Raw genomic sequence first — 21,856 nt, forward strand, 5'->3', positions numbered from 1 at the left:
GCGACGGAGGGCACACGGCTGCGAGCCACCTGGGGGAAGGTCACATAGAGGCAGCCCACATGGGCGGAGCCCACACAGCAAAGCGCCCCGGCCGACGGCGGGTCGGCCGGGGCACCTCGTACGCCGCAGCCGGTCAGCGGCTGCCCAGCAGCAGGTGGAGTTCCCGCTCCTGGTCGCCGGAGACGGCGGCGGTCTCCTCGACGGTGAACATCTCGTCCAGCGCCTCCCGGAACCGGTCCACCGCCCAGTAGCCGCCCTGCACGTCCGCCTGGACGGACGCGCTGAGCTTGACCGGCGGGCAGTTCCCGGTGTGGGAGTCCGCGATGTCGTACGTGCTGAGCCACACCGTGGGGCGCGCCTCGTCGTGCTGCCGCGGGGTCTCGCCCGCGTCACGGTCCGACGCGAAGCAGGTGCTCAGCACATCGAAGACCACGCGCGCGTCGTCCGGCGAACACCCGCTGATCTCCACCGACACGGTTTCCGGGTGCGATGCCTCCGTGTTCGTCATGTCCGCTCCTTTCCTGCCCGTGCGCACGGCTCGGGTACCCAGGCCGGCGCGGGTCACCCTCCGGCGGGCGGCGGTCCACCGCGATCAGCTCCGGGTGAACTTGTACGTCTTGCTGTCCGTGATCACGCAGAATCCCGGCGAGACCACGATCACGCGCAGAATGCCGCTGCGCCGGTCGTAGTCGACGCCCTCGGCCTCGAAACCGCCCGGACAGGAGCTGCGCAGCGGCAGCTGGCGCAGGGCCGTGACACGGCCGGACACGTTCGAGGTGCCGCCCGGAGCCGCCGAGAGGTCGATCCGCAGGAGCGGCTTGGTCATGCCGAACAGCGTGCCCTCCGGGTCGTCGGAGGAGCAGAGCAGCGTGGCCGGCCCGGAGAAGTCGCAGCCCTGCACGTCGCGGACCGGGCGGTCCAGGATCACGCGGGAGGCCAGCTCGAGGTCGGCCGAGGGCGAGGTGGCGGGGTTGACGCCGGGGGTGGGGAACACCAGAAGGCGGTTCATGGTGCCCCACTCGCCGGAGAGCATCCACTGGCCGTCGGGCGAGACGGCGGCCCAGGAGTTGTTCATGGCCTCGCCGGGGGCGAGCGTGTGCACGTACTCCGACCAGGCACCGCCGGGCGACTGCACCCGGTACATCTTGGAGTTGCCCGAGTCCCGCTGATAGGGCTCGACGTAGTAGCCGTCGTACGAGGCGTCGGGGTCGCCGACGTGGTTCCAGCCCCTGCTGGAGACGCCGACCGGGATGGTGCCGATGCCGGTGTAGCGGTTGGGACTGTTCAGGGGGACCTCCACGGAGGTCAGGCCCTGGCTCTCGGTCAGCGGGTCCGCGCGGTCGGAGCCGGTCTCGGTCCAGGTTTCCGCCGCCGAGGCGGGTGCGGCGGCCCCCAGCGAGACGGCGGCGGCGGTGGCCAGGGTGACGAGGCCGGCGGATAAGGCGTGACGGCGCTTTCGGGCGGACGCGGGCATGGGCCGACTCCTCGGTGAGGGGGGCGGGGACACTCGGTCGGCGGACAGTCTGGCCCGACCGCACAGTCATGTACAGACCAAAACGATGGGTTCCCGGTGAACTGCGGCGCCTCGGCGGATGCCGGCGGCGCGGGCATCGCGGGACCGATGGGGCCCAAAAACACGCACCTGGCGGAAGTGAGGGAAGGTGTATGCGGAGGTATGCGGGACCGCAGCCCTCGGCACGCCGGGTGTGAGCGCGGTACAACATGGGGAGTCGGCACGGGGGACGGCGTGCCGTGCGGACGGGCGAAGGCGGTGCGTGGCATGAGTGCAGCCGAGACTCAGGCGGCCGGGAACGGCGGGCCCGAGCGCGGCCCGGTGCGGCCCGGCGGGCTGCTCGACATGCTGAACGTGGCCTCCGTGGTACTGGACGGCCGGGGCCGCATCGTGCTGTGGAGCCCGCAGGCCGAGGAGCTGTTCGGCTACACCGCCGACGAGGCGCTCGGCCGGTACGCGGCCCGGCTGATGGTGCACGAACGGCACATCGGGCTGGTGGGCGCGCTGTTCGCGGACGTGATGCGCACCGGGCAGAGCTGGGCGGGGGGCTTCCCGATCCGCTGCAAGGACGGGACCACCCGGCTGGTGGAGTTCCGCAACATGCGTCTGCTGGACGAGCGGGGCGACGTGTACGCGCTGGGCCTGGCCGCCGACCAGTCGACGGTGCGGCGCCTGGAGCACGACGTGGCGCTGTCCGAACGGATGGTGCACCAGTCCCCCATGGGTCTGGCCGTCCTGGACACCGGGCTGCGGTTCGTGTCGGTCAACCCCTCGATGGTGCGGCTCAGCGGGGTACCGGCCGAGCGGCACGAGGGGCGCACGCTGCGCGAGGTGCTGCCGCTGCTTGACCCCGGCACGGTGGAGGAGGCGCTGCGGGCCGTGCTGACCACCGGAGTGCCGGTGATCGACCGGACCGTGGTGGGCCGTACCCCGGCGGACCCGGACGCCGAGCACACGTGGTCGCTGTCGCTGTACCGCCTGGACGACTCGCTCGGCAATGTGCTCGGCCTGGCTCTGTCGCTGACCGACATCACCGAGCAGCACCGGGCGGCGGTGGAGGCGGAGAACGCGCGGCGCCGGCTCGCCCTGATCGCGGACGCCTCCGCCCGGATCGGTACGACGCTGGAGCTGGAGCGCACCGCCTGCGAGCTGGCCGAGGTCGCCGTGCCGGCGCTGGCCGACGTGGCCGCCGTCGATCTGCTGGACGCGGTGGTGGAGGGCAGAGGCAGCACGCTCGGCCCGGCCGAGCCCGCCGTGATCCGGGCGCTCGCGGTCCGCCCGGACGACGGCGGCGACGCCGTCCAGGCGGCCGACCGGCCCGGCGGCATCGCCCGGTACGGCCCGGACCGGCTGGTCACCGAATGCGTACGCACCGGCGAGGCGGTGCTGGTGCCGCGGGTGAAGGACGAGGACCTGCCGCGCATCGCCCGCTCGCCGGAGGCCGCCGTCATGCTGAGCCGGGCGGGGCTGCACTCGTACCTGGCGGTGCCGTTGATCGCGCGCGGCGAGATCCTCGGCGCACTGGATCTGAAGCGGACCCGCACCCCGGAGCCCTTCGACGAGGACGACGTGCTGCTGGCCCGGGAGCTGGCGGCGCGGGCCGCGGTGCAGATCGACAACGCCCGCTGGTACCAGAACGCCCGCAGCACCGCGCTGACGCTCCAGCGCAGCCTGCTGCCGTGCCATCCTCCGCTGACGGCGGGACTCGAGGTGGCCTCCCACTACCAGCCGGCCGGGTCCACCAGCGAGGTCGGCGGCGACTGGTTCGACGTCATACCTCTGGAGGGCGACAAGACGGCGCTGGTGGTCGGCGACGTGATGGGCAGCGGCATCAGCGCGGCCGCCACCATGGGTCTGCTGCGCACCGCCACCACCACGCTCGCCTCCCTGGATCTCGATCCCTCACGGCTGCTGGAGCAGCTCGACAAGGCCACGGCGGCCACCCAGCACTCCATCGCCACCTGCGTGTACGCCGTGCACGACCCCCGGCAGCGGCGGTGTCTGATCGCCAACGCCGGGCACCTGCCACCGGTGCGGATCAGGCCGGGCAGGCCACCGGAGCTGCTGGACCTGCCCACCGGGGTGCCGCTGGGGGTGGGCGGGGTGCGGTTCGCCACCGTGACCGTCGACTTCGAGCCGGGTGACGAGCTGGTGCTGTACACCGACGGCCTGGTGGAGACCCGCAGCCACTCGCTGGACGAGCGGCTGCAGCGGCTGCTGGAACTGCTGGACGGCGCCCCGGAGCGCCCGCTGGAGGAGGTCTGCCAGGAGCTCCTGGACACGCTGTACGAGCCCGAGAACCACGACGACGTGGCCGTCCTCATCGCGCGGGCCCGTCACCGGGTATGACCCCGGGGGCCGACGTCACCGCACGCCGATCACCACATGGGCGTCCCGCTCGTGTGACACCGCCACATGTGCGGTCAGACCGGCCCGGGTGAAGGCCGCCGTGGCGGCGGGCGCCTGGCGGGCGGTGGTCTCGGACAGCAGGCAGCCGCCGGGGGCCAGCCACTCGGCCGCTCCCGCGGCGACCCGGCGCAGGACGTCGAGTCCGTCGGGGCCGCCGTCGAGCGCGACCGCGGGCTCGTGGTCACGGGCCTCGGCGGGGAGCAGGGGGACCTCGGCGGTGGGTACGTAGGGCACGTTGGCGGTCAGGATGCCGACCCGGCCGCGCAGGGCGGCGGGCAGCGCCGCGTAGAGGTCTCCGGTGTGGGCCTGGCCCCCGTGGGGGGCGAGGTTCTGGCGGGCGCAGCGTACGGCGGCCGGGTCGATGTCGGCGGCGTGCACCTCGGCGTGGCCGAGCGCGACGGCGAGGGCCGCGCCGAGCGCGCCGGAGCCGCAGCACAGGTCCACGACCACGCGGGCGCCGGGCGCCCGGGCGAGGGCCTGGTCGACGAGGAACTCGGTGCGGCGGCGGGGTACGAACACGCCGGGCCCGACGGTGATGCGCAGTCCGTGGAACTCGGCCCAGCCGAGGACGTGTTCGAGCGGGAGCCCGGACGCGCGGGCCCGGGTCATCGCCGCGGCCTCTTCGAAGTCGCGGGCGGTGCCGAGGATCAGGCGCGCCTCTTCCTCGGCGAAGACACAGCCGGCGGCGCGCAGGGCGGCGGCGAGGGACGAGGGGTCGGCGAGCGGAACGGGGGATGCGGGCACGGCGGCCATGGAGGGTGGAGCCTTTCGGGGACCTGGGGCCTCAGGGCGCTCCCGCGGTCACCGTCGCGAAGTTCCGTACCGTCACACGGCACGGGAGCGAGGGGAGAGCGCCCCGGCTGACACAGCGTTGATGGGTCTCACCTCCTCGGTCGCACCGGCCGCGCACTCCGCGCGACCGGACGGCCACCATACCGTGCCGGGTGGCCGTGCGGGGCCGGGTCCCGGCGCGGCCGGTGGCCGTACCTGCGTCGTGGCTCAGACGGCCACGCTCTCCTCGGCCTCCTCCTCGGCCTCGCGTTCGGTCTCGGCGGCGGGGGCCTCCCGCACGGCGGGTGCCTGCGCGAGGGCCCGGCGGCCGGGGCGCTCCCGGAGGGCGGCGATCCCGGTGACGGCGATGCCGACGACCAGCCAGCCGACGAGCGTCCACACGTCGCGGGCGATGCCGTCGTCGCCGAAGTAGAGCAGTGCGCGGATGCCCTCGACGAATCCGGCACCGTTCCAGAAGGCGTGCAGGGTGCCGAAGAACGCGTTCTGCAGCTCGGGCCGGAACAACCCGCCGGAGCTGGTGAAGTTCAGCATCACGAACAGCACCATCATGGCCAGCGTGGTCCAGCGCTTGAGGAAGGTGTGCAGGCCGACACCGATGAGGAGGATGCCCGCCGAGTACAGCCATGCCATCGCCCACAAGGTGCCCAGGTCGTGGTGGGCAAGGTGGAAGACCGGCCCGGCGAGCAGGGCGCCGATACCGCCGACCACGGCGGCCGTTCCGACCGCGACGAGCGCCCGGACCCGTACGGTGAGCGCCGCCCCGGCCGCGCCGATGGCGGCGACGGAGGCGTAGGAGCCGATGCTGACCGCGATCAGCAGGAAGAACAGGCCCTGGCCGGTGGGGTCGTCGGACACCGGCTCGGCGATGTCGGTGACCTTCAGCGGATGACCCTGCTCGGCGGCGACCGGGGTGAAGACCTTCTCCACGGCGGTGGCGCCCATGTCGGATGCGGCGCTCGCCACGATCAGCTCGGGCTCATGTGCGCCGGGCACATAGGCGCCGGTGACATCCCTGTGCTCGACCAGTTCGACGGCGGCGGCACGGGAGGGGACCGTACGGACGTCGAGCTTGTCCCCCGCGGTGTCCTTCACCGTCTGCGCGAAGACCTTCGCCTCGGGTCCGGCGCCGACCACGGCCACCGGCATGTGATGAGGCTCCGGGGTGACGAAGGCACCCATATAGGCGAGCCCCATGCCTATACACATCAGCAGGGGGGTGATCAGGTGCGTGAGCACATGACGCAGTGCCGGTGACTTCATCGACCGGAACCTCCAATTGTTGTCTTATACAACTCACGTTCAAGTTGTACTATACAACCAGAATCGATCGGACGAGCCGGGGAACGGACCGGAGAACGGGTCGGCGGAGCGTGAAGGGGTTCTCATGGCCAAGGTGATCTCATGACGGCGGCGGACGCGGCCGTGGAGACGATCCAGCGGGAGATGACGTCGTTCGCGCGCCGGGCCCGCGCCTCGGCGGGGCGCATGCATCCCGAGCTGTCGCTGGTGTCGTACACGCTGCTCGGACATCTGGAGGAGCGCGGGGGCTGCCGGGCGACCGACCTGGCCTCGCACTACGCGCTGGACAAGTCGACGGTGAGCCGCCAGGTCGGCGCACTGGAGCGGGCCGGGCTGATCGAGCGGCGGCTGGACCCGGAGGACGCCCGCGTGCAGGTACTCCATCTCACCGGGGCGGGCGAGGAGATCCTGGCCCAGGTCACCCGGAGCCGCCGGGCCGCCTTCCGGGAACGGCTCGCCGACTGGCCGCAGGACGACCTGGTCCGCTTCGCGGCCTACCTGGAGCGGTACAACGCGGGGTCCGCCGTGTAGAGGCGGCCCGGCTACGAGCGGACGGGTACGCGCACCCCGAGGAACCGGGTGTCCAGCCGGTGCCGGAAGCCGAGGGACTCGTAGAGGCGGATGGCGCCCGTGTTGCCCGCGCCGGTGTGCAGGAAGGGGCGCTCGCCACGCTCCCGGATGCCGTGCCCGACGGCGAGGACGAGCCGGGTGGCCAGGCCCTCGCCCCGGAAGGCTGGGTCGGTGCAGACCGCGCTGATCTCCGTCCAGCCCGGCGGGTGCAGCCGCTCCCCCGCCATGGCGATCAGCGCGCCCCCGCGCCGGATACCGAGGTAGGTGCCCATCTCGACGGTGCGCGGCATGAAGGGGCCGGGCCGGGTGCGCGCCACGAGGTCCAGCATCTCGGGCACGTCGGCCGGACCGAGCTCGACCGCCTCCGGGTCCGGCGCGCCGGCCACGCCGTCGCCCGCCATCTGTACGCCGGGTACGTCGAAGGTGATCTCCCAGCCCTCCGGCACCGCCCCCCGGTGGCCGAGCAGGGGCACCTCGCCGCCGGGTCCCGCGAGTGCGGCGATCTCGGTCCAGTCGGCAGGTCCGGGCTCGTCGGGCAGGGCCAGCCACGGCGAGACCTCGGCCGGGTACCGCAGCACCCGGCCGTACCGCTCGGCGAAGTGGGCGTGCGGGCCGGTGAGGGAGGACCGGGCGGCGCTGTCGAGCGGATGCGGGACCGTCGTCCCGGCGGGACCGGGGTCCGCACCGGCCGGGGTGCCGTCCTCCCGGCCGTCGTACCGCGTGGAGACGTACGCCTCGGGCATCCTTCAGTTCTCGCTTCCCTGGGGGTGTGCTTTCGACCACGCCGGGCTCGCGGCGGCGCGTCGGTACTCGTCCCCAAGTGCCGGGACGGGGCGGCTATTCCCGAGGACGTCCGGAGTGTGTCCGGGGTCGCCCGCCGGGGCACCGGCCAGGAGCGGAGCGCCCGCGGCGGGAGCGTACGGTGGAGCCATGAACGTCACCCGAGGCTTCACGGGCCGTCGGCGCGTCTCCCGTCCCGGACTGCCTCCCGGGCAGTACGACGCGGGCGACGACTGGCCCGTCCTGTCCGCCGAGGTCACCCCCGACCTGGCCCCCGCCGACTGGTCCTTCCGCGTCGACGGCCTCGCCGAGCGGCCGTACACGTGGAGCTGGGACGAGGCGCACGCCCTCCCCGGCTCGTCGTACGAGGGTGACATCCACTGTGTGACCGGCTGGTCCAAGTTCGGTGTGCGCTTCGACGGGGTCTCGCTGGACGCGTTCCTCGCCGTGGCGGGGCCACATGTGTCCGCCACCCATGTGCTGGCCCGCTCGCACACCGGATACACCGCGAACCTGCCGCTGGCCGACCTCACCGGTGGACGGGCCTGGATCGTCTGGGACCAGGCCGGCGTGCCGCTGGCCCCGGAGCACGGCGGCCCGGCCCGGCTGATCGTGCCGCATCTGTACTTCTGGAAGAGCGTGAAGTGGATCGCCGGCCTCACCCTCCTCGACCACGACGAGCCGGGTTTCTGGGAGGGCAACGGCTATCACGAGCGGGGCAACCCGTGGGAGGAACAGCGGTACCGGGGTGACTGAGCAGATGCACGGGACTCCGGGGACGGCCGCCGCTCCCCCGGTCCGCTTCGCGGTGCCCGGCCGTATCGCGGTGAGCGAGCAGGTGGCTGCCGCGTGGCAGAGGGCCACCCTGACCGAGGTCCGGCGGGAGACGCCGTACGCGTCGACGTTCCGGCTCGCGGTCCCGCAGTGGGCGGGTCATCTGCCGGGCCAGCACCTGATGCTGCGGCTGACCGCCGGGGACGGTTATACGGCCCAGCGGCACTACTCCATCGCGTCCGCGCCGGACGACTCCGGGCACATCGAGCTGACCTTGGACCGGGTGCCGGACGGTGAGGTCTCGGGCTGGTTCCACACGGTGGCGCGGCCCGGCGACACGATCGAGGTGCGGGGCCCGCTGAGCGGCTTCTTCGCCTGGCCGGGCGACCGTCCGGCGCTGCTGCTGGGGGCCGGTTCCGGGATCGTCCCGCTGATGTCGATGGTCAGGCACCATCGTGCCCGGGGACTGTCGGTGCCGCTGCGGATGCTGGTGTCGGCGCGCGGTCCGCAGGAGCTGATGTACGCCGGGGAGCTGGGGGCGGAGACGACTGCCGTGTTCACCCGTAGCGCCCCGGCGGGGGTGCCGGTGGGACGTATGTCGGCCGCACATGTGGCGCCGCTCCTGGCCGAGCGGCCACCGGGTGGGTGGGAAGCCTATGTGTGCGGCTCCAACGGCTTCGCCGAGCACGCCTCCCGCCTCCTCGTCGCGGCCGGTCAGCCGGTTGACCGCATCCGCATCGAGCGCTTCGGCTGAGCAGCCGGGGGTTCGGGGCGGGCGGGATACGCGGGAGGGCTCCGGACCGGGTACCTGACGGGTGTGGACCTGCGTACCCGGTCGCACCGCCCGCGCGGGCGGCACAGTCCGCTCCGGGGGCGGTCGGACGCGGTGGAGGCGTGGGGGGCGGTGGCCGTCGCCGTTCTGCTCTGCGTGGCCGCGCCACTGGGGGGACGGCTGCCGGGCTGTTCGCCTACGACGGGGCGCGGACGCATGCCGGAAAGCAGCGGGCCGGGCGGCAGGCGGTCCGAGCGGTGGTGACCGCCCGTCCCGTGTCGAGGCCGCGGCGCGCGGCTACCCGCGCCGCGCCGTCACCAGCCGGGCCCGGGGGCTGCCGTCCGCGCGCGCACCGAACTCGGGCAGCGGCTGGAGTTCCACGGTGAAGCCGGCCCGCTCCAGTTCCCGGCGTACGTCGCCGAGGCGGAACGCGCGGTAGTACATGACGAACGGCGGCCGCCACACGGCGTTGCGCACGCGCATCACCGCGTCGAAGCCGAGCAGCGCCCAGTAGGCGGGGCTGGCCGGCCGGGGCGGCGCCAGTACCGGGAACGCGAACCGTCCGCCCGGCCGCAGCGCCGAGTGCACCCGGGCGAAGAGACCGGGCAGTTCGGGGGCCAGGAAGTGCCCGAACGCGCCGAAGCTGACGACCAGGTCGAAGGCGTCCGTGAAGGGCAGCGCGCGGGCGTCGGCCCGCACCAGGGTGACGCGCTCACCCAGCCCGTGCCGTGCCACGTCGAGCATGCCCGCGCTGAAGTCGACCCCGGTGACGCTCCGGCGGCACAGCCCGTCCAGCACCGCGAGCCCCGCCCCGGTGCCGCAGCACAGGTCGAGCCCGTCCTCGAACGGTCCCGACGGCCCGAGCGCCTTCGCCACCGCGTCCAGCAACGCGGCGGGCGTCCGGAACGGCGTGTGGTCGAACTTGGGCGCGAGCAGGTCGTACCCCCGCTCGACGGACGACAGCGCCTGCACGGCCAGTTCACGCACGGTGGGACCTTCGGGGCTGAACATGGGTCCAGCGTAGGGCGTGCGGGCGCCGGGTCAGGGGCGGCCGAGGAAGTCGGCGGCGACCGACGTGAACCTCTCCGGGTCGTCGAGCCAGGGGTAGTGCCCCGCTCCGGGCTGGACGGCGAGCCGCGCGTCGGGGAGGAGTTCCGCGCATCCGGCGACGACGTCGGGCGGGCTGTTGAGGTCGAACTCACCGGTGAGCAGCAGCACGGGTGCGGCCAGTTCGGCGAGCGCCGCGCGTGTGGCGGGCGGGTCGAAGGCGCCCTCCTCTCCGAAGCGCGTGACGGCCTCCATGTTGTCCGGCCGGCTGTCCGCGTGGTGCCTCCGGGCCGTGGCGTCCCAACGACCGTAGAAGAAGGGACTGATGGCGTCCCAGTCCGTGCCCGTGCCCTCGGTGATGGCCTCGAGCGCGGCGAAGGCCGCCGGGAACCAGGGTTCGTCCTTGCGGAGCCGGGCGACCTGGCGCCGGGTCTCGCCCGTGATGTCCAGGCCGACCGCGCGGGTACCGGGCCCGATCAGGGCGAGGCGGCGGATCCGGTGCGGGTGGCGGGCCGCGTACTGCACGGCGATGTTGGCGCCGGCGGAGTGGCCGAGCAGGTCGATCCGGTCCAGGCCGAGGTGGACACGGAGGGACTCGATGTCCTCCACGAGTCGGTCGCAGCGGTAGGAGGCGGGGTCGTCGGGGGGCGCGGACCGGCCGGTGCCGCGAAGGTCGGGGACCGCCAGCCGCCGGCGCGCGGACAGGCCGCCGAGGTCACCCAGGTAGCGGGAGTCGGTGGGGCCGCCGGGCACGCAGATCACCGGAGCACCGTGCCCTTCGCCGAGGTCGCGATAGGCCAGCCGGGTGCCGTCGGGCGCTGAGTAGGTGGGCATGGCGGGAAGTCTGCCCCAGCGGGCCGTCCCGCACGGGTCCTTTCAGCCCCTCGAGCGGTCCAGTGTGCTGCGGGTGTCCGTTGCCGGCCGGTCCGGGATCTCGTCGCTCCTCGGGGGCCCTTGCCGGGGGCGTGACCGGTTCGGCTGCGCTCTTGGTTCTTCCAGGCGGCGGTGGACTCGGGTTCCGGGCAGGTCGTGCGGACGGGGCACATGTGACGCTCCACCATGTGGCCACGCACCATGTCGTCCCGTCCAGGCATCGGCACACGGAGGGGGTGTTCACCGCAGGCCTACGGCGGCCACACGGGGAACACGGCCACACGGCCCCCGAGTGCGGCATCCGGGTTGCGCGGGTCAGCCGTCCGGCGCGGGCAGCTCGCCGCACCTCGCCGACCTTCCTACGTTGATCATATGAGCACCGGATTCTCACGTCGGGCGATCGTTTCCGTCTGTTCCCTGTGCGTGGCGGGAGCGTTGGCCCTCGGGCCCGCGTCCGCCGCCACCGGCAGCGGCGGGGAACCCGCGCCGCCCGCGCCACGGGCGGCCGTCCCGCAGCCGTCCCTGCTCTACGGCTCCGGCGTCCAGGTGCGCCCGCGCGCCGGTGCCCCCGAGACCCCGCAGCTCTCCGCGCTCTCCTGGCTGGTGGCCGACGCCGACAGCGGGGACGTTCTCGCCGCCGACGGCGCGCACCGCAAGCTGCCGCCCGCGAGCACCCTGAAGACCCTGTTCGCCCTCACCGTCCTGCCGACGCTGCCCTCGACCCAGCAGCACAGGGTGACTTACCAGGAGCTGGCGGACGTCGGCGAGGGCAGCAGCCTGGTCGGTGTGGAGGAGGGCCACACCTATCAGGTGGCCGACCTGTGGCGCGGGGTCTTCCTCAGCTCGGGCAACGACGCCGTGCACGTCCTCGCGGCCCTGGACGGCGGTGTGGACGCCACTGTCGCCAAGATGCAGACCAAGGCGCGCACGCTGGGCGCGATGGACACCCATGTGATCTCCCCGGACGGCTACGACGCCCCCGGCCAGGTGTCCTCGGCGTTCGACCTGGCGGTGTTCGGCCGGGCCGGGCTGCGCAACCCCGACTTCGCCCGGTACTGCTCCACCGCGCAGGCGCAGTTCCCCGGTGACGGCTGGCCGTTCGCCATCGAGAACACCAACCGGCTGCTGAGCGGGGAGGACGGCGTGGCCCCGTATCCCGGCATCATCGGGATCAAGAACGGCTACACCAGCAACGCGGGCAACACCCTGGTCGCCGCCGCCCGCCGGGGCGGCCGCACGCTGGTGGTCACGGTGATGAACCCGCAGGAGGGCGGCGGGCTCGCCGTGTACGAGGAGGCGCGCCAACTGCTGGACTGGGGCTTCGCGGCCGCCGGCCGGGTGGACCCGGTGGGTTCGCTGGACGGCCTGCGCGCCACCCCGGAGCCCACGCACTCCGCGCTCCCCGTGGCGGCCGCCACCTCCCCGGCCCCGGACGACGACACCGACTGGACGCGCACCGCGACCATCGCCGGCATCGTCGTCCTCGGCGCGGCCGGCGTCACCCTGGCCCTCCGCAGCAAGGGCGGCCGGGACAGCGGGAGCGGCACCCGGACCTGACCGGTCAGGCGGCAGGGTCCAGCGCCGGTACGGTGCGCACCGCGCCCACCGGCCGTCCCCCGCCCAGCAGGGGCGCGCCCGTGAACTCCGTGAGGAGGGCCGGGTCGATCCCGGCGCGGGCGAGGGCGGCCGCGGCGACGGGGACGCGGGCCCGGTCGGCGCCGTCCGCGATCTTCACGGCGACGGCGCGGCCGTCGGGCAGCGCGGCGACCTGGACGCCCTCGAAGCCGTCCTTGGCGAGCAGACCGGGCACGGCCCGCATCAGCGCGGCCACGTCACGGCGGACGCCGGAGGCCATCTCCGCGTGCTCCCGCATGGCGTCCGCCACGCGGGCCTCGGGCGTACCGGGGGCGGCGGCGGTGATGCGTCCGAGCGCGCGGGCGAGTCCGTGCAGGGAGACGGCGAACAGGGGCGCGCCGCAGCCGTCGACGGTGACGTGGGCGATCCGCTGGCCGGTGAGGTCCTGGACGGTGTCGGCAACGGCCCGCTGGAGCGGGTGGGCCGGGTCGAGGTAGTCGTCCAGGGACCAGCCGTTGAGCTTGGCGGTCCACAGCATGGCGGCGTGCTTGCCGGAGCAGTTCTGCGCGAGCCGGGAGGGGCCCCGGCCCTCCCGGACCCAGAGGTCGCGGACGACGGGGTCGTAGGGCATGTCGGGGGTGTTGCGCAGCTCGGCCTCGGTGAGCCCCGCGAGGTCCAGGATGCGCCGGGTGCCGTCGAGGTGGCGTTCCTCACCGGAGTGGCTGGCGGCGGCCAGGGAGAGCAGGTCGTCGTCGAGGGGCAGGCCGGCGCGCAGCATGGCGACGGCCTGGAGGGGCTTGAGAGCGGAGCGCGGGTAGAAGGCGGCCTCGGTGTCCCCGAGCCGGAACCGTACGTCGCCGTCGGCGCCGAGGACGACCACCGAGCCGTGGTGGACGCCCTCGATGACGCCGCCGCGCACCAGGTGGACGACGGGAGTGTGGCAGGGCTCGCGCAGGACGGGGGTGTCCAGGAGCACTGCCGGGGTCGCGGGATCGGGGATGGCCTGGGCCTGGGTCACGCGTCGGCTCCGGTGGTCTCGGGGCCGCCCGGTACGGACAGCGCCGGGGGTGTGGCGGTGCCGGTGGGGCGGACGATTCGGGTGAGGGTCGCGGCGACCCGGTCGAGGTGGTGGGTCATCGCGGCGACGGCGCCGTCCTCGGAGCCCGCCGCGAGCGCTTCGACGAGGGCGCGGTGTTCGCGGTCGGACTGCTCGCGACGGCCGCCGAGTTCGGTGAGGAAGGCGGACTGGCGGGCGAGGGCGTCCCGGATCTCCTCGATGACCTTGCGGAAGACCGGGTTGCGGGCGGCCTCCGCGACGGCGAGGTGGAAGAGGGTGTCCATGGCGACCCAGGCGGCGGTGTCCGTCTCCCGCTCCATGCGGTCCAGGAGCGCGGTCAGCCGGTCCAGGTCCTCCGGCGTGCGGCGCCGGGCGGCGTACCCGGCCACCGGGACCTCGACGTGCCGGCGGACCTCCAGCAGGTCGCCGGCCGCGTAGTCGCCGAACGTGGGCTCCTCCACGGTGTCGGCGACGACGAAGGTGCCCCTGCCGGTACGGGAGACCGTGAGCCCCATGGTGTGCAGGGCGCGCAGCGCCTCGCGGACGACGGGGCGGGAGACCCCCAGGGTGCGGCAGAGCTCGGCCTCGGAGGGCAGCTTGTCGCCGATGGCGTACTCGCCGCGCTCGACGGCGCCGCGGAGGTGGCCGAGGACCGCTTCCAGTGCGCTGACGCGTCGGGGGGCCGGACCACCTGTCTTGCTGTCTGACAGGTTCACCGGGCGATGGTGCGGTCTGAGGCCAGATCCTGTCAAGGCGTGACGATCCGGCACACGCACGGGGTGCGGGCATCCGGCTCGTCCGGATGCCCGCACCCCGTGCGGTGGCGCGCTCGCCTCAGTTGCTGAGCGTGCCGGTGGCCAGCAGACCGATCAGCGCAACACCGACGACGATCCGGTAGATCACGAAGGCGTTGAACGAGTGCTTGGCGACGAACTTCAGCAGCCAGGCGATGGAGGCGTAGGCCACCACGAAGGAGACGACGGTGCCGACCACCAGCGGGGCGGCGCCCACACCGGCGCCGAGGGCGTCCTTCAGCTCGTAGACACCGGCGCCGGTGAGGGCCGGGATGCCGAGGAAGAAGGAGAGGCGCGTGGCGGCGACCCGGTCCAGGTCGAGGATCAGCGCCGTCGACATGGTGGCGCCGGAGCGGGAGAAGCCGGGGAAGAGCAGCGCGAGGATCTGCGAGGAGCCGACCAGCATCGCGTCCTTGAACGAGGTGTCGTCCTCACCCCGCTTGTGGCGGCCCATCTGGTCGGCGGCCCACATGACGCCGGAGCCCACGATCAGCGAGCCGGCGACCACCCAGAGGGAGGCGAGCGGGCCGTCGATCAGCGGCTTGGCGGCCAGTCCGACGACGACGATCGGCACGGTGGCGGCGATCACCCACCAGGCGAACTTGTAGTCGTGGCGGTAGCGCTCCTCGGAGTTGAACAGGCCCCGGAACCAGGCGCTGACGATCCGCTTGATGTCCTTGAAGAAGTAGACGAGCACGGCCGCGATGGCTCCGACCTGGATCACCGCGGAGAACCCGACCACGGACTTGTCGTCCACGGGGATGTGCATGAGTCCCTCGGCGATCTTCAGGTGACCGGTGGAGGACACCGGGAGGAACTCGGTCACCCCCTCCACTACTCCGAGGACGACGGCCTGACCGACAGAGATGGCACTCATGGATTCCAGTTCTGGGGAGAGGGGGTCCGACGGCGGTGCGGACACGTCTTGGCGCGCCCGTACGGCACCGGCGCGGACCGCTCGGGAGCGCCGCCCGCGCGTACGGCAGCGTAGAGGTACCCGGGGTGTGGCACGGCACGCAGCCACGCGCGCAGCGGGCGGAACCGACCCCGCTCACAACGACTTCTTACCGTCACCGCCCGTATTGCCCGGCATGCGAGGTTCACCAGTTCTTCTCGAAGAGCTGGGCCACCTCGGCGATCCGGGCCTCGTCGCGGCGGTAGTAGGTGCGCAGCAGCCGGCGCCTGGCGCGCAGCAGGCCGAGACGGGTGAGGAGGTCGAGATGGGCGGCGGCCGTACGGCGGGGCACGCCGAGCTTGGCGGCGACGGCGCCCGGGGTGACCCCGGTGCCGAGGAGGTCGAGGCCCGTCGGCGGGAAGTGGGCGGGCGGGTCCTCGAGCCAGTGCAGGACGGTCTGCCGCATCCGGCCGGAGGGGGCGCCCATCATGCGTGCGCCCCCTCTCCCGGCCCCTGGCCGCTCGCGTCCCGTGGCTCCACTGTGGCGCAGGCGACGGGGACACGTCCGGCTCTCGGGACGGGTTGTCCGGTACCCGACGGAGGACGGGCGACCGCGAAGAGGCGTACGGGGGCCGGAGGGGCGAGACCGCCCGTACGGCGGGCCGCAACTGCACCAAGGGCTGTCCCGTGATCCCCGGCGGGCGCGCGACGACAGCCGCGGCGCCTCGCCGCGTTGCCGGATCGCCCGCATACGCCCGGTACGAGGGCGACCCGCCGCCTTGCGACGCACCGCATCCGCCGCCGCGCGCTGATCCACCGGGCATTACGGGACAGCCCTTAGTTGCACAGTCAATAATTGGCTGGAACGGTGCTAACGTGCGGGTATGGCAGTGAAGACGGGCGAGGGCGCCCGGCTCGAAGAACGCTGGCGGGACATCCTCGCGGTGCACGCGCGCACCATGTGCGAGATAGACCGCGCCCTGCATCCGCACGGGCTGGGTGCCAGCGACTTCGAGGTGCTGGACATCCTGTCCGCGGAGACGCCCGTCGAGGGCGACCACTGCCGGGTGCAGAACCTGGTCGGCCGGGTCCACCTCAGTCAGTCCGCGCTCTCGCGGCTGATCGGACGGCTGGAGAAGGAGGGGCTGGTCGAGCGCACGGTGTGCGCGGAGGACCGGCGCGGGGTGTGGGTGACCCTCACCCGCCGGGGCCGCGAACTGCACGCGGAGGTGCTGCCGCTGCACCGGGGCGTGCTGGAGCGGATGCTGGCACACGCCTCGGACTGACGTCCGGCTCGCACACGGGCGACCCCATGTGCGTTCCCCCTACAGCCACCGGGCTCATGGACGCTGTCCCCATGGGGGCAGCGTCCACATGGATCCGCCACACACTCCCAGACACACCTGTATGGCGAAGCCGCCCATGTGCGGCTCCGCCATACGTGAGGCGATTCAGCGTGCCAGCAGTGAGCGCACGCCCTGCGAGGTCAGCGTCAGACCGTGCTCCGAGCTGCCGTCGATGGCGAGCGACAGCTCCTCCTCGGGCCACTGGGAGGCGAGGGCGCCGAGCTGGATGAGTCGGTAGCGGGAGACGGACGGCAGCAGCCCGGCCATCTCCAGTTCCGAGGTGAAGACGGGTACCACCTGCTCGCCGCCGGGCTGCTCGAGCACCGGCAGGGCGACCATGGTGGAGTCGGCGTCCTCCGCGTGCACGGCCTCGTCGGGCATCGGGACGAGCACGTCACTGTGCGCGAGGGTTTCGAGGGCGGCCTGGTCGTCGGTTTTGACGGCCAGCACGTCCAGCGCCTGCTGGGCGGGCGTCGGCATCGGAAGGTCGTCGTGTGCGGGTGTCTCCATGGCACATCCCCAGGTAGTGCGGTCGTACGGGCTCGCGCCGGACCGTGGCCCGAGCGCGCTCCCGGCCGCGTACCCATCCGGCAACGGACCATGCGCGCGGCTTTCCGGCGGCCCGGAGCCCGTCCAGGACGGGTCACCCGATCGGACGGCGTCCGGCCACGTCCCCTCAGGGACCGCCGTCGCCCAGCAGTTCGTCGACCGTGGTGACCCGGATCAAGGGCCGGTACAGATCCAGCACCTGCAGCGCGTTGGCGTGCGCCTCGTCGTCCGCGCCGGCGCAGGCGTCCGCGACCACCACCACCTCGGTGCCCGCGTCTGCGGCGGCCAGGGCGGTGGTGAGGACGCAGCACTCGGTGCTCACCCCGGCCAGGACCAGCCGCGAATCGGGAGCGAGCCGTGCGGCCAGTTCCGGCGTCCACTTGCCGAAGGTCTCCGCGTCCAGGACCGGAGCGTCCAGGCCGGCGAACTCCGGCGTCAGCCGCCACAGCCCGGCGTCCGGGGGCTGGAGGGCGAAGCGCCACTGCTCGTAGTAGGCACGCCAGACCCCGGCGGGCCGGGCCGGCGCGACGAACCGGGTGAGGACCGTCCGCTCCGCGAAGGCGGGCAGCAGCCGCGTCGCACCCGCCACCGCCGCGGCATAACGCGGGGTGGCCCACGGGCTGCCCGGGTCGGCGAAGACGCGCTGCATGTCGATGACGGCGAGCAGCCCCGGTACCGGCCTCACGCGCCGTACATCCCCGGAGCCGGAGCCGGACCCGGCGGGAGTGCCTCCTGGGCCCGGACCCGGCCGCGGCCCAGCAGCAGGGTGCCGAGGAAGGTGAGGACCAGCGCGACGAGGACGCCGAGGTTGGCGTACGCCCACTGACCGGAGCGGCCGCCGAGACCGAGCGGGCCGAGGAGGTAACCCTGCCAGGTCAGCCAGCCCGCGGCGGTGTTGGTGACCAGTCCCCAGCCGATCGCGGTGGCGCCGACGGTGAGGACGAGCGGCAGGGCGCGGGTGTCGCCGTAACGGCCTTCGGGACGGAACAGGTCCCCCGCGTCGTAGTCGCGGTGACGCAGCGCGACGTCGGCGAGCATCACGCCGCACCAGGCGGCGATGGGGACGCCGAGAGTGGTGAGGAAGCCCATGAACTCGTCGAGGAAGGCCCCGGCGAAGAACACGATGTACACGGAGCCGGCGATCATCAGGACGCCGTCGACGAGGGCGGCCAGATAGCGCGGCACGCGCAGTCCGGCGGAGAGCAGCGCGAGGCCGGAGGAGTAGATGTCCAGCACCGCGCCGCCGACCAGGCCGAGCACGGCCACCAGGGCGAAGGGGACGAGGAACCAGGTCGGCAGGATGGTGGTCAGCGCACCGATGGGATCCACCGCGATGGCCCGGCTGAGCCGGTCGGAGGATCCGGCGAGCAGCAGCCCGAAGACCAGCAGGAGCAGCGGGGCGGCGGAAGCGCCGAGGGTGGTCCAGACGACGACGCCGCGGCTGGAGGAGGAGCGCGGGAGGTAACGGGAGTAGTCGGCCGCGGCATTGACCCAGCCGAGCCCGAAGCCGGTCATCGTGAACACCAGCGCGCCGGTGAACTGCTGCGGCGAGCCCGCCGGGATGGCGCTGACGGTCGACCAGTGCACGTGGTCGGCGACGAGGGCGACGTAGACCAGGGTGAGCACGCCGGTGACGATGGTGATCACGGTCTGGAAGCGCATGATCAGGTCGAAGCCCATGACGCCGCCGACCACGGTGAGCGCGGCCACGACGAGGAGGGCGACGGCCTGTGTCTCGGTACCGCCACCCCAGCCGAAGCGGCTGAAGACGGTGGCGGTGGCGAGGGCGGCGAGCGAGGCGAGGACGGTTTCCCAGCCGACCGTGAGCATCCAGGAGACGAAGGACGGCAGGCGGTTGCCGCGCACTCCGTAGGCTGCCCGGCTGAGCACCATGGTGGGCGCGGAGCCGCGCTTGCCGGCGACGGCGATGAGGCCGCAGAGCAGGAACGAGGCGACGATGCCGAGGAATCCGGCGGCGATTGCCTGCCAGAAGGAGACGCCGAAACCGAGGGTGAAGGCGCCGTAGCTGAGGCCGAGGACGCTGACGTTGGCGCCGAACCAGGGCCAGAAGAGGGTGCGTGGGGTGCCCTTGCGGTCCGTGTCCCCGATGACGTCGAGGCCCTGGGTCTCCAGCCGGATATGGCGGTCGTCGGCTCCGCTGTCCTGGGGGTGCTGCGGCTGCGTCATCGGCGACCTACCTGTCCTGACGTGTCGCGTCCAAGCTAGGCGGGTGGGTGCGGGGGCGCAAGGAACGACCCGGGGTCAGCCGGTGGGCCCGGGCGGGGGCTGCGGGCGGGCGCGGTTTGGCGGTCCTCGGGAATGGCATTAGGTTAGGCGGCCCTAACATGTTGCCGCCATCCGGCCGGCGCCGCGGCGGCCTCCGGTCGTGCGCGTGACCGCGTGCTCTGCCAGGGAGGCAGCGTTGTCGACACCCCCCTTCTCCTCGGTCATACGCGCCGCCAGCCAGGACCGGCACACCGAGGCCGAGCAGGCGCCGTTCATGCGCGATCTGCTCGGCGGCCGGTCCGGGGTGGACGCCTTCATCAGGTACACCGAGCAACTCTTCTTCGTCTACCGCGCGTTGGAGGATGCCGCCGCCCCTCTGGCGACCGATCCGGTCGCGGGCCCGTTCCTGCGTCCCGAGCTGAGGCGGGTGGGCGAGCTGGAGCGGGACCTGCGGCACCTCCTGGGCGGGGAATGGCGTGACCGGGTGGCCCCGCTGCCCGCGACACAGCGGTACGCGGCCCGGATCACCGAGGTCGCCGCGAGCTGGCCCGCAGGGTACGTGGCACACCACTACACCCGGTACCTGGGCGATCTGTCAGGCGGTCAGGTGATCAGGCGCGTCGCGGAGCGGGCCTGGGGGCTGGAGAGCAAGGGCGACGGCGTCCGCTTCTACGTCTTCCAGGGCATCGACAACCCGGCCGCCTTCAAACGCGAGTACCGTGCACGGCTCGACGCGCTGCCGGTGGACGAGTGGGAGAAACGGCGTGTGGTGGAGGAGTGCCGGTCGGCGTTCGCTCTGAACAACGCGGTCTTCACCGACCTCGGCAGCCTTTTCCCGGCCACCGCCTGACATCCCCTCACCGGGCCGGTGCGGTCCTCGCGGCGGGCTCGCGCCGTTCGTCGGGGCAAAGCACCGGCCGATGCCACGGATCCGGGCGTGCCGTTCCACCTGGGTGCGGCGGCCTTCGTACTGGCCGCCCAGCACCGGCCGGTGGGCACGGCCCGCTGCGCGATGCGGAGGAGCGCCCGGAGGAGCCGGCCGTCGCGCCCTCGCTCACCTCGGTCGGCGCTCCCGTGACGGCGGGCGCCGCCCTGGTCGTCGCGGCGGCCGGCGCGCACGGCGGAACACGGGCCGGCGTGGACGCCGCGGCGCGGCCGGCACGGGAGACCAGCGACCCGCTGGAGGCCGTGCACGTCCGGGAGACGGCCGGGCAAGCGGCGCGGGTGGGCGCGCGGACCGTGGCGATGGGCCGTTCGCCGCGCGGACCACCGGCCCGGTTCGCGGACGGCGGCATGACTTCCGCCCTCGCCCACGGCGCGCCCGGTGACGTGGTGCCGGTGGACGCGGAGCCGGTGCCCCGGCAGTTGACCGAGGGCACGCCGGCGAAGCCGCGCGATGGCGCGGTCCGAGCGGCACAGGACGACGGGGACGGGCCGTGGCGTTGCGGCGGGCCTCCCGTTCTCAGCGGAGCAGAAGCCCGTTGATCTGGTCCCGCACCGCGGTGCGGGCGGCCGGGACGTCACTGAGGAGCGTCGGTCCGAGTGCCGCCAGCGGCTCCTCGGGGTCGGACCCGCACTCGGTGCTCTCGCTGACGACCTCGTAGCCCTCGCGTACGGCGACGGCGAGCCGGAAGCGGCCCTCCCCGAGGGCGTGCAGGGCGGAGGCGACGACCAGGGGCGGCGGTCCGCCCGGCTCGCCCTCGTGCTTGCGGTAGGCGCTGGCCACGGGGGTGTGCCAGCGCAGCCTGAGCAGGACGGGACTCTTGGCGACGACCTCGGCCAGGTCGGTGTCGTACACACCGGTGGAGGTCAGGACCGTGGCGCGGCTGTCCAGGACGAGGGCGGCCGGGAGGAGGCAGCGCAGGGTGCTGCCCGCTATGTTGCCGCCGACCGTGGCCGCACGGCGTACGGCGCCGGTGCCGACCGAGCCCGCCGCGCGGCGCAGCACCTCCGGAACACGGTCGTCGACGCGCTGGAGAACGACGGCACCGCCGAGTTCCTCGGGGCCCAGGACGTTGGCCTCGGGCAGTTCGCGCAGCGAGACGGCCTGGGCCGGGAAGCCGTCGCGCTGCCAGGTGGCCCAGACCAGAGTGGCGCCGCCCACGGGCACGGCGCCCTCGGCCAGGAATTCCCGTGCTTCGGACATGGACTTGGGGAGACGCAGCAGCACGGTGGCCGACCTGCCTTTCCTCGGGTGGGGTGCGGCGAACGGCCGCCTCCGCCGCCGGGGCCATTCTCACCAGCCCGGAAGGGGCGCGTACAGGGCTCATCACCGCGATCGCCGCGCGCCCCGTCGCGCCCCCTGCACGGCCCCGGCGAGAACCGGCCTCGAACCACCTCACCGGCGGCCCGGAGGTCCGGCGGTCCGGGCAGGCGCGGTGGGTTCAGCACCGGGTACGGACCAGCAGGTTCAGGAGCCGCGGCGCCCCGATGACAGCCCTCACGAGAGCGGCGCCGAACCGGGCGGGGAGCTCAGGTTGCGGCCGGTGAGGCCGGTGACGCGGACCAGGACGGCGCCCGGCATCACGGCCGCCGGGGCCACCCGCGTACCGGGGCCGCTGGTGCTGTGACCGGAAAGGTTCACA

24 protein-coding genes are annotated in these 21,856 nt (G+C 73.5%); 8 read left to right on the plus strand and 16 right to left on the minus strand.

The features are described from left to right. Nucleotides 1-133: 133 nt before the first annotated feature. Nucleotides 134-508, minus strand: a complete 375-nt coding sequence (locus tag ACWCV3_RS25925; RefSeq protein ID WP_451228744.1) for a hypothetical protein — start codon at nucleotides 506-508, stop codon at nucleotides 134-136. Nucleotides 509-592: 84 nt separating this feature from the next. Beyond that, complete coding sequence (locus ACWCV3_RS25930; protein ID WP_451228747.1) at nucleotides 593-1,474, minus strand: hypothetical protein; 882 nt, start codon at nucleotides 1,472-1,474, stop codon at nucleotides 593-595. Nucleotides 1,475-1,780: 306 nt separating this feature from the next. Between ACWCV3_RS25930 and ACWCV3_RS25935 the strand changes: the two genes are divergently transcribed. Continuing rightward, nucleotides 1,781-3,862, plus strand: coding sequence for a SpoIIE family protein phosphatase (locus ACWCV3_RS25935; RefSeq protein WP_451228750.1), 2,082 nt, complete (start codon nucleotides 1,781-1,783; stop codon nucleotides 3,860-3,862). Nucleotides 3,863-3,877: 15 nt separating this feature from the next. On the opposite strand, the gene ACWCV3_RS25940 is transcribed toward ACWCV3_RS25935, so the two are convergent. Both ACWCV3_RS25940 and ACWCV3_RS25945 read right to left on the minus strand, forming a co-directional pair. Next, the gene (locus tag ACWCV3_RS25940) at nucleotides 3,878-4,675 is read right to left on the minus strand and encodes a putative protein N(5)-glutamine methyltransferase (protein WP_451228753.1); all 798 of its coding nucleotides are present in this window, start codon (nucleotides 4,673-4,675) and stop codon (nucleotides 3,878-3,880) included. 246 nt (nucleotides 4,676-4,921) lie between these two features. Next, complete coding sequence (locus ACWCV3_RS25945) at nucleotides 4,922-5,974, minus strand: hypothetical protein (protein WP_451228756.1); 1,053 nt, start codon at nucleotides 5,972-5,974, stop codon at nucleotides 4,922-4,924. Between the two features lie 141 nt (nucleotides 5,975-6,115). On the opposite strand from ACWCV3_RS25945, the gene ACWCV3_RS25950 reads away from it, so the two are divergent. Beyond that, nucleotides 6,116-6,544: a MarR family winged helix-turn-helix transcriptional regulator gene (locus tag ACWCV3_RS25950; protein ID WP_451228759.1), complete on the plus strand. Its 429-nt coding sequence runs from the start codon at nucleotides 6,116-6,118 to the stop codon at nucleotides 6,542-6,544. Between the two features lie 11 nt (nucleotides 6,545-6,555). Here ACWCV3_RS25950 and ACWCV3_RS25955 read toward each other — a convergent pair whose 3' ends face one another. Further along, complete coding sequence (locus tag ACWCV3_RS25955; RefSeq protein ID WP_451228762.1) at nucleotides 6,556-7,326, minus strand: GNAT family N-acetyltransferase; 771 nt, start codon at nucleotides 7,324-7,326, stop codon at nucleotides 6,556-6,558. Between the two features lie 187 nt (nucleotides 7,327-7,513). Here ACWCV3_RS25955 and ACWCV3_RS25960 point away from each other — a divergent pair, with 187 nt between their 5' ends. Together ACWCV3_RS25960 and ACWCV3_RS25965 are read left to right on the plus strand one after the other, a co-directional pair. Next, nucleotides 7,514-8,119 (plus strand): sulfite oxidase-like oxidoreductase, encoded by a 606-nt coding sequence (locus ACWCV3_RS25960; RefSeq protein ID WP_451228765.1) that lies wholly within the window; start codon nucleotides 7,514-7,516, stop codon nucleotides 8,117-8,119. Nucleotides 8,120-8,123: 4 nt separating this feature from the next. Further along, nucleotides 8,124-8,891, plus strand: a complete 768-nt coding sequence (locus ACWCV3_RS25965) for a ferredoxin reductase (protein WP_451228844.1) — start codon at nucleotides 8,124-8,126, stop codon at nucleotides 8,889-8,891. 315 nt (nucleotides 8,892-9,206) lie between these two features. Here the strand turns inward: ACWCV3_RS25965 and ACWCV3_RS25970 are convergent, their stop codons facing one another. Both ACWCV3_RS25970 and ACWCV3_RS25975 read right to left on the minus strand, forming a co-directional pair. Then, on the minus strand, nucleotides 9,207-9,920 hold the full coding sequence (locus tag ACWCV3_RS25970) for a class I SAM-dependent methyltransferase (protein WP_451228768.1): 714 nt from the start codon (nucleotides 9,918-9,920) through the stop codon (nucleotides 9,207-9,209). A 30-nt stretch (nucleotides 9,921-9,950) separates the two neighbouring features. Further along, nucleotides 9,951-10,790: an alpha/beta fold hydrolase gene (locus ACWCV3_RS25975; protein ID WP_451228771.1), complete on the minus strand. Its 840-nt coding sequence runs from the start codon at nucleotides 10,788-10,790 to the stop codon at nucleotides 9,951-9,953. A gap of 411 nt (nucleotides 10,791-11,201) precedes the next feature. Here ACWCV3_RS25975 and ACWCV3_RS25980 point away from each other — a divergent pair, with 411 nt between their 5' ends. Continuing rightward, complete coding sequence (locus ACWCV3_RS25980; protein ID WP_451228774.1) at nucleotides 11,202-12,386, plus strand: D-alanyl-D-alanine carboxypeptidase family protein; 1,185 nt, start codon at nucleotides 11,202-11,204, stop codon at nucleotides 12,384-12,386. 4 nt (nucleotides 12,387-12,390) lie between these two features. Here ACWCV3_RS25980 and ACWCV3_RS25985 read toward each other — a convergent pair whose 3' ends face one another. The 4 genes from ACWCV3_RS25985 to ACWCV3_RS26000 all read right to left on the minus strand — a co-directional run bounded on the left by ACWCV3_RS25985 (nucleotide 12,391) and on the right by ACWCV3_RS26000 (nucleotide 15,640). Further along, nucleotides 12,391-13,422 (minus strand): asparaginase, encoded by a 1,032-nt coding sequence (locus tag ACWCV3_RS25985; RefSeq protein ID WP_451228777.1) that lies wholly within the window; start codon nucleotides 13,420-13,422, stop codon nucleotides 12,391-12,393. Beyond that, nucleotides 13,419-14,177 (minus strand): FadR/GntR family transcriptional regulator, encoded by a 759-nt coding sequence (locus tag ACWCV3_RS25990; protein WP_451228780.1) that lies wholly within the window; start codon nucleotides 14,175-14,177, stop codon nucleotides 13,419-13,421. The genes ACWCV3_RS25985 and ACWCV3_RS25990 overlap by 4 nt, the downstream gene beginning before the upstream one ends. Before the next feature lie 118 nt (nucleotides 14,178-14,295). Further along, nucleotides 14,296-15,132, minus strand: a complete 837-nt coding sequence (locus ACWCV3_RS25995) for an undecaprenyl-diphosphate phosphatase (RefSeq protein ID WP_451228783.1) — start codon at nucleotides 15,130-15,132, stop codon at nucleotides 14,296-14,298. 223 nt (nucleotides 15,133-15,355) lie between these two features. Then, nucleotides 15,356-15,640, minus strand: a complete 285-nt coding sequence (locus tag ACWCV3_RS26000) for an ArsR family transcriptional regulator (RefSeq protein ID WP_451228785.1) — start codon at nucleotides 15,638-15,640, stop codon at nucleotides 15,356-15,358. Nucleotides 15,641-16,034: 394 nt separating this feature from the next. Here ACWCV3_RS26000 and ACWCV3_RS26005 point away from each other — a divergent pair, with 394 nt between their 5' ends. Beyond that, nucleotides 16,035-16,436: a MarR family winged helix-turn-helix transcriptional regulator gene (locus ACWCV3_RS26005; protein ID WP_451228788.1), complete on the plus strand. Its 402-nt coding sequence runs from the start codon at nucleotides 16,035-16,037 to the stop codon at nucleotides 16,434-16,436. A gap of 165 nt (nucleotides 16,437-16,601) precedes the next feature. On the opposite strand, the gene ACWCV3_RS26010 is transcribed toward ACWCV3_RS26005, so the two are convergent. The 3 genes from ACWCV3_RS26010 to ACWCV3_RS26020 all read right to left on the minus strand — a co-directional run bounded on the left by ACWCV3_RS26010 (nucleotide 16,602) and on the right by ACWCV3_RS26020 (nucleotide 19,232). Next, on the minus strand, nucleotides 16,602-17,006 hold the full coding sequence (locus tag ACWCV3_RS26010) for an SseB family protein (protein ID WP_451228791.1): 405 nt from the start codon (nucleotides 17,004-17,006) through the stop codon (nucleotides 16,602-16,604). 166 nt (nucleotides 17,007-17,172) lie between these two features. Further along, nucleotides 17,173-17,730, minus strand: a complete 558-nt coding sequence (locus ACWCV3_RS26015) for a cysteine hydrolase family protein (protein ID WP_451228794.1) — start codon at nucleotides 17,728-17,730, stop codon at nucleotides 17,173-17,175. Continuing rightward, a complete protein-coding gene (locus ACWCV3_RS26020) occupies nucleotides 17,727-19,232 on the minus strand; it encodes a purine-cytosine permease family protein (protein ID WP_451228796.1) in 1,506 nt (501 codons plus the stop codon). The genes ACWCV3_RS26015 and ACWCV3_RS26020 overlap by 4 nt, the downstream gene beginning before the upstream one ends. A 235-nt stretch (nucleotides 19,233-19,467) precedes the next feature. Between ACWCV3_RS26020 and ACWCV3_RS26025 the strand changes: the two genes are divergently transcribed. Next, nucleotides 19,468-20,121: a biliverdin-producing heme oxygenase gene (locus ACWCV3_RS26025; protein ID WP_451228799.1), complete on the plus strand. Its 654-nt coding sequence runs from the start codon at nucleotides 19,468-19,470 to the stop codon at nucleotides 20,119-20,121. A gap of 224 nt (nucleotides 20,122-20,345) precedes the next feature. Then, the gene (locus ACWCV3_RS26030; RefSeq protein ID WP_451228802.1) at nucleotides 20,346-20,756 is read left to right on the plus strand and encodes a hypothetical protein; all 411 of its coding nucleotides are present in this window, start codon (nucleotides 20,346-20,348) and stop codon (nucleotides 20,754-20,756) included. On the opposite strand, the gene ACWCV3_RS26035 is transcribed toward ACWCV3_RS26030, so the two are convergent. Together ACWCV3_RS26035 and ACWCV3_RS26040 are read right to left on the minus strand one after the other, a co-directional pair. Further along, nucleotides 20,734-21,441, minus strand: a complete 708-nt coding sequence (locus ACWCV3_RS26035; RefSeq protein ID WP_451228805.1) for an FAD binding domain-containing protein — start codon at nucleotides 21,439-21,441, stop codon at nucleotides 20,734-20,736. The genes ACWCV3_RS26030 and ACWCV3_RS26035 overlap by 23 nt on opposite strands. Nucleotides 21,442-21,711: 270 nt before the next feature. After that, nucleotides 21,712-21,855, minus strand: coding sequence for a hypothetical protein (locus ACWCV3_RS26040; protein ID WP_451228808.1), 144 nt, complete (start codon nucleotides 21,853-21,855; stop codon nucleotides 21,712-21,714). Nucleotide 21,856 lies beyond the last annotated feature (1 nt).

This window comes from Streptomyces sp. NPDC001781 (assembly GCF_053596035.1).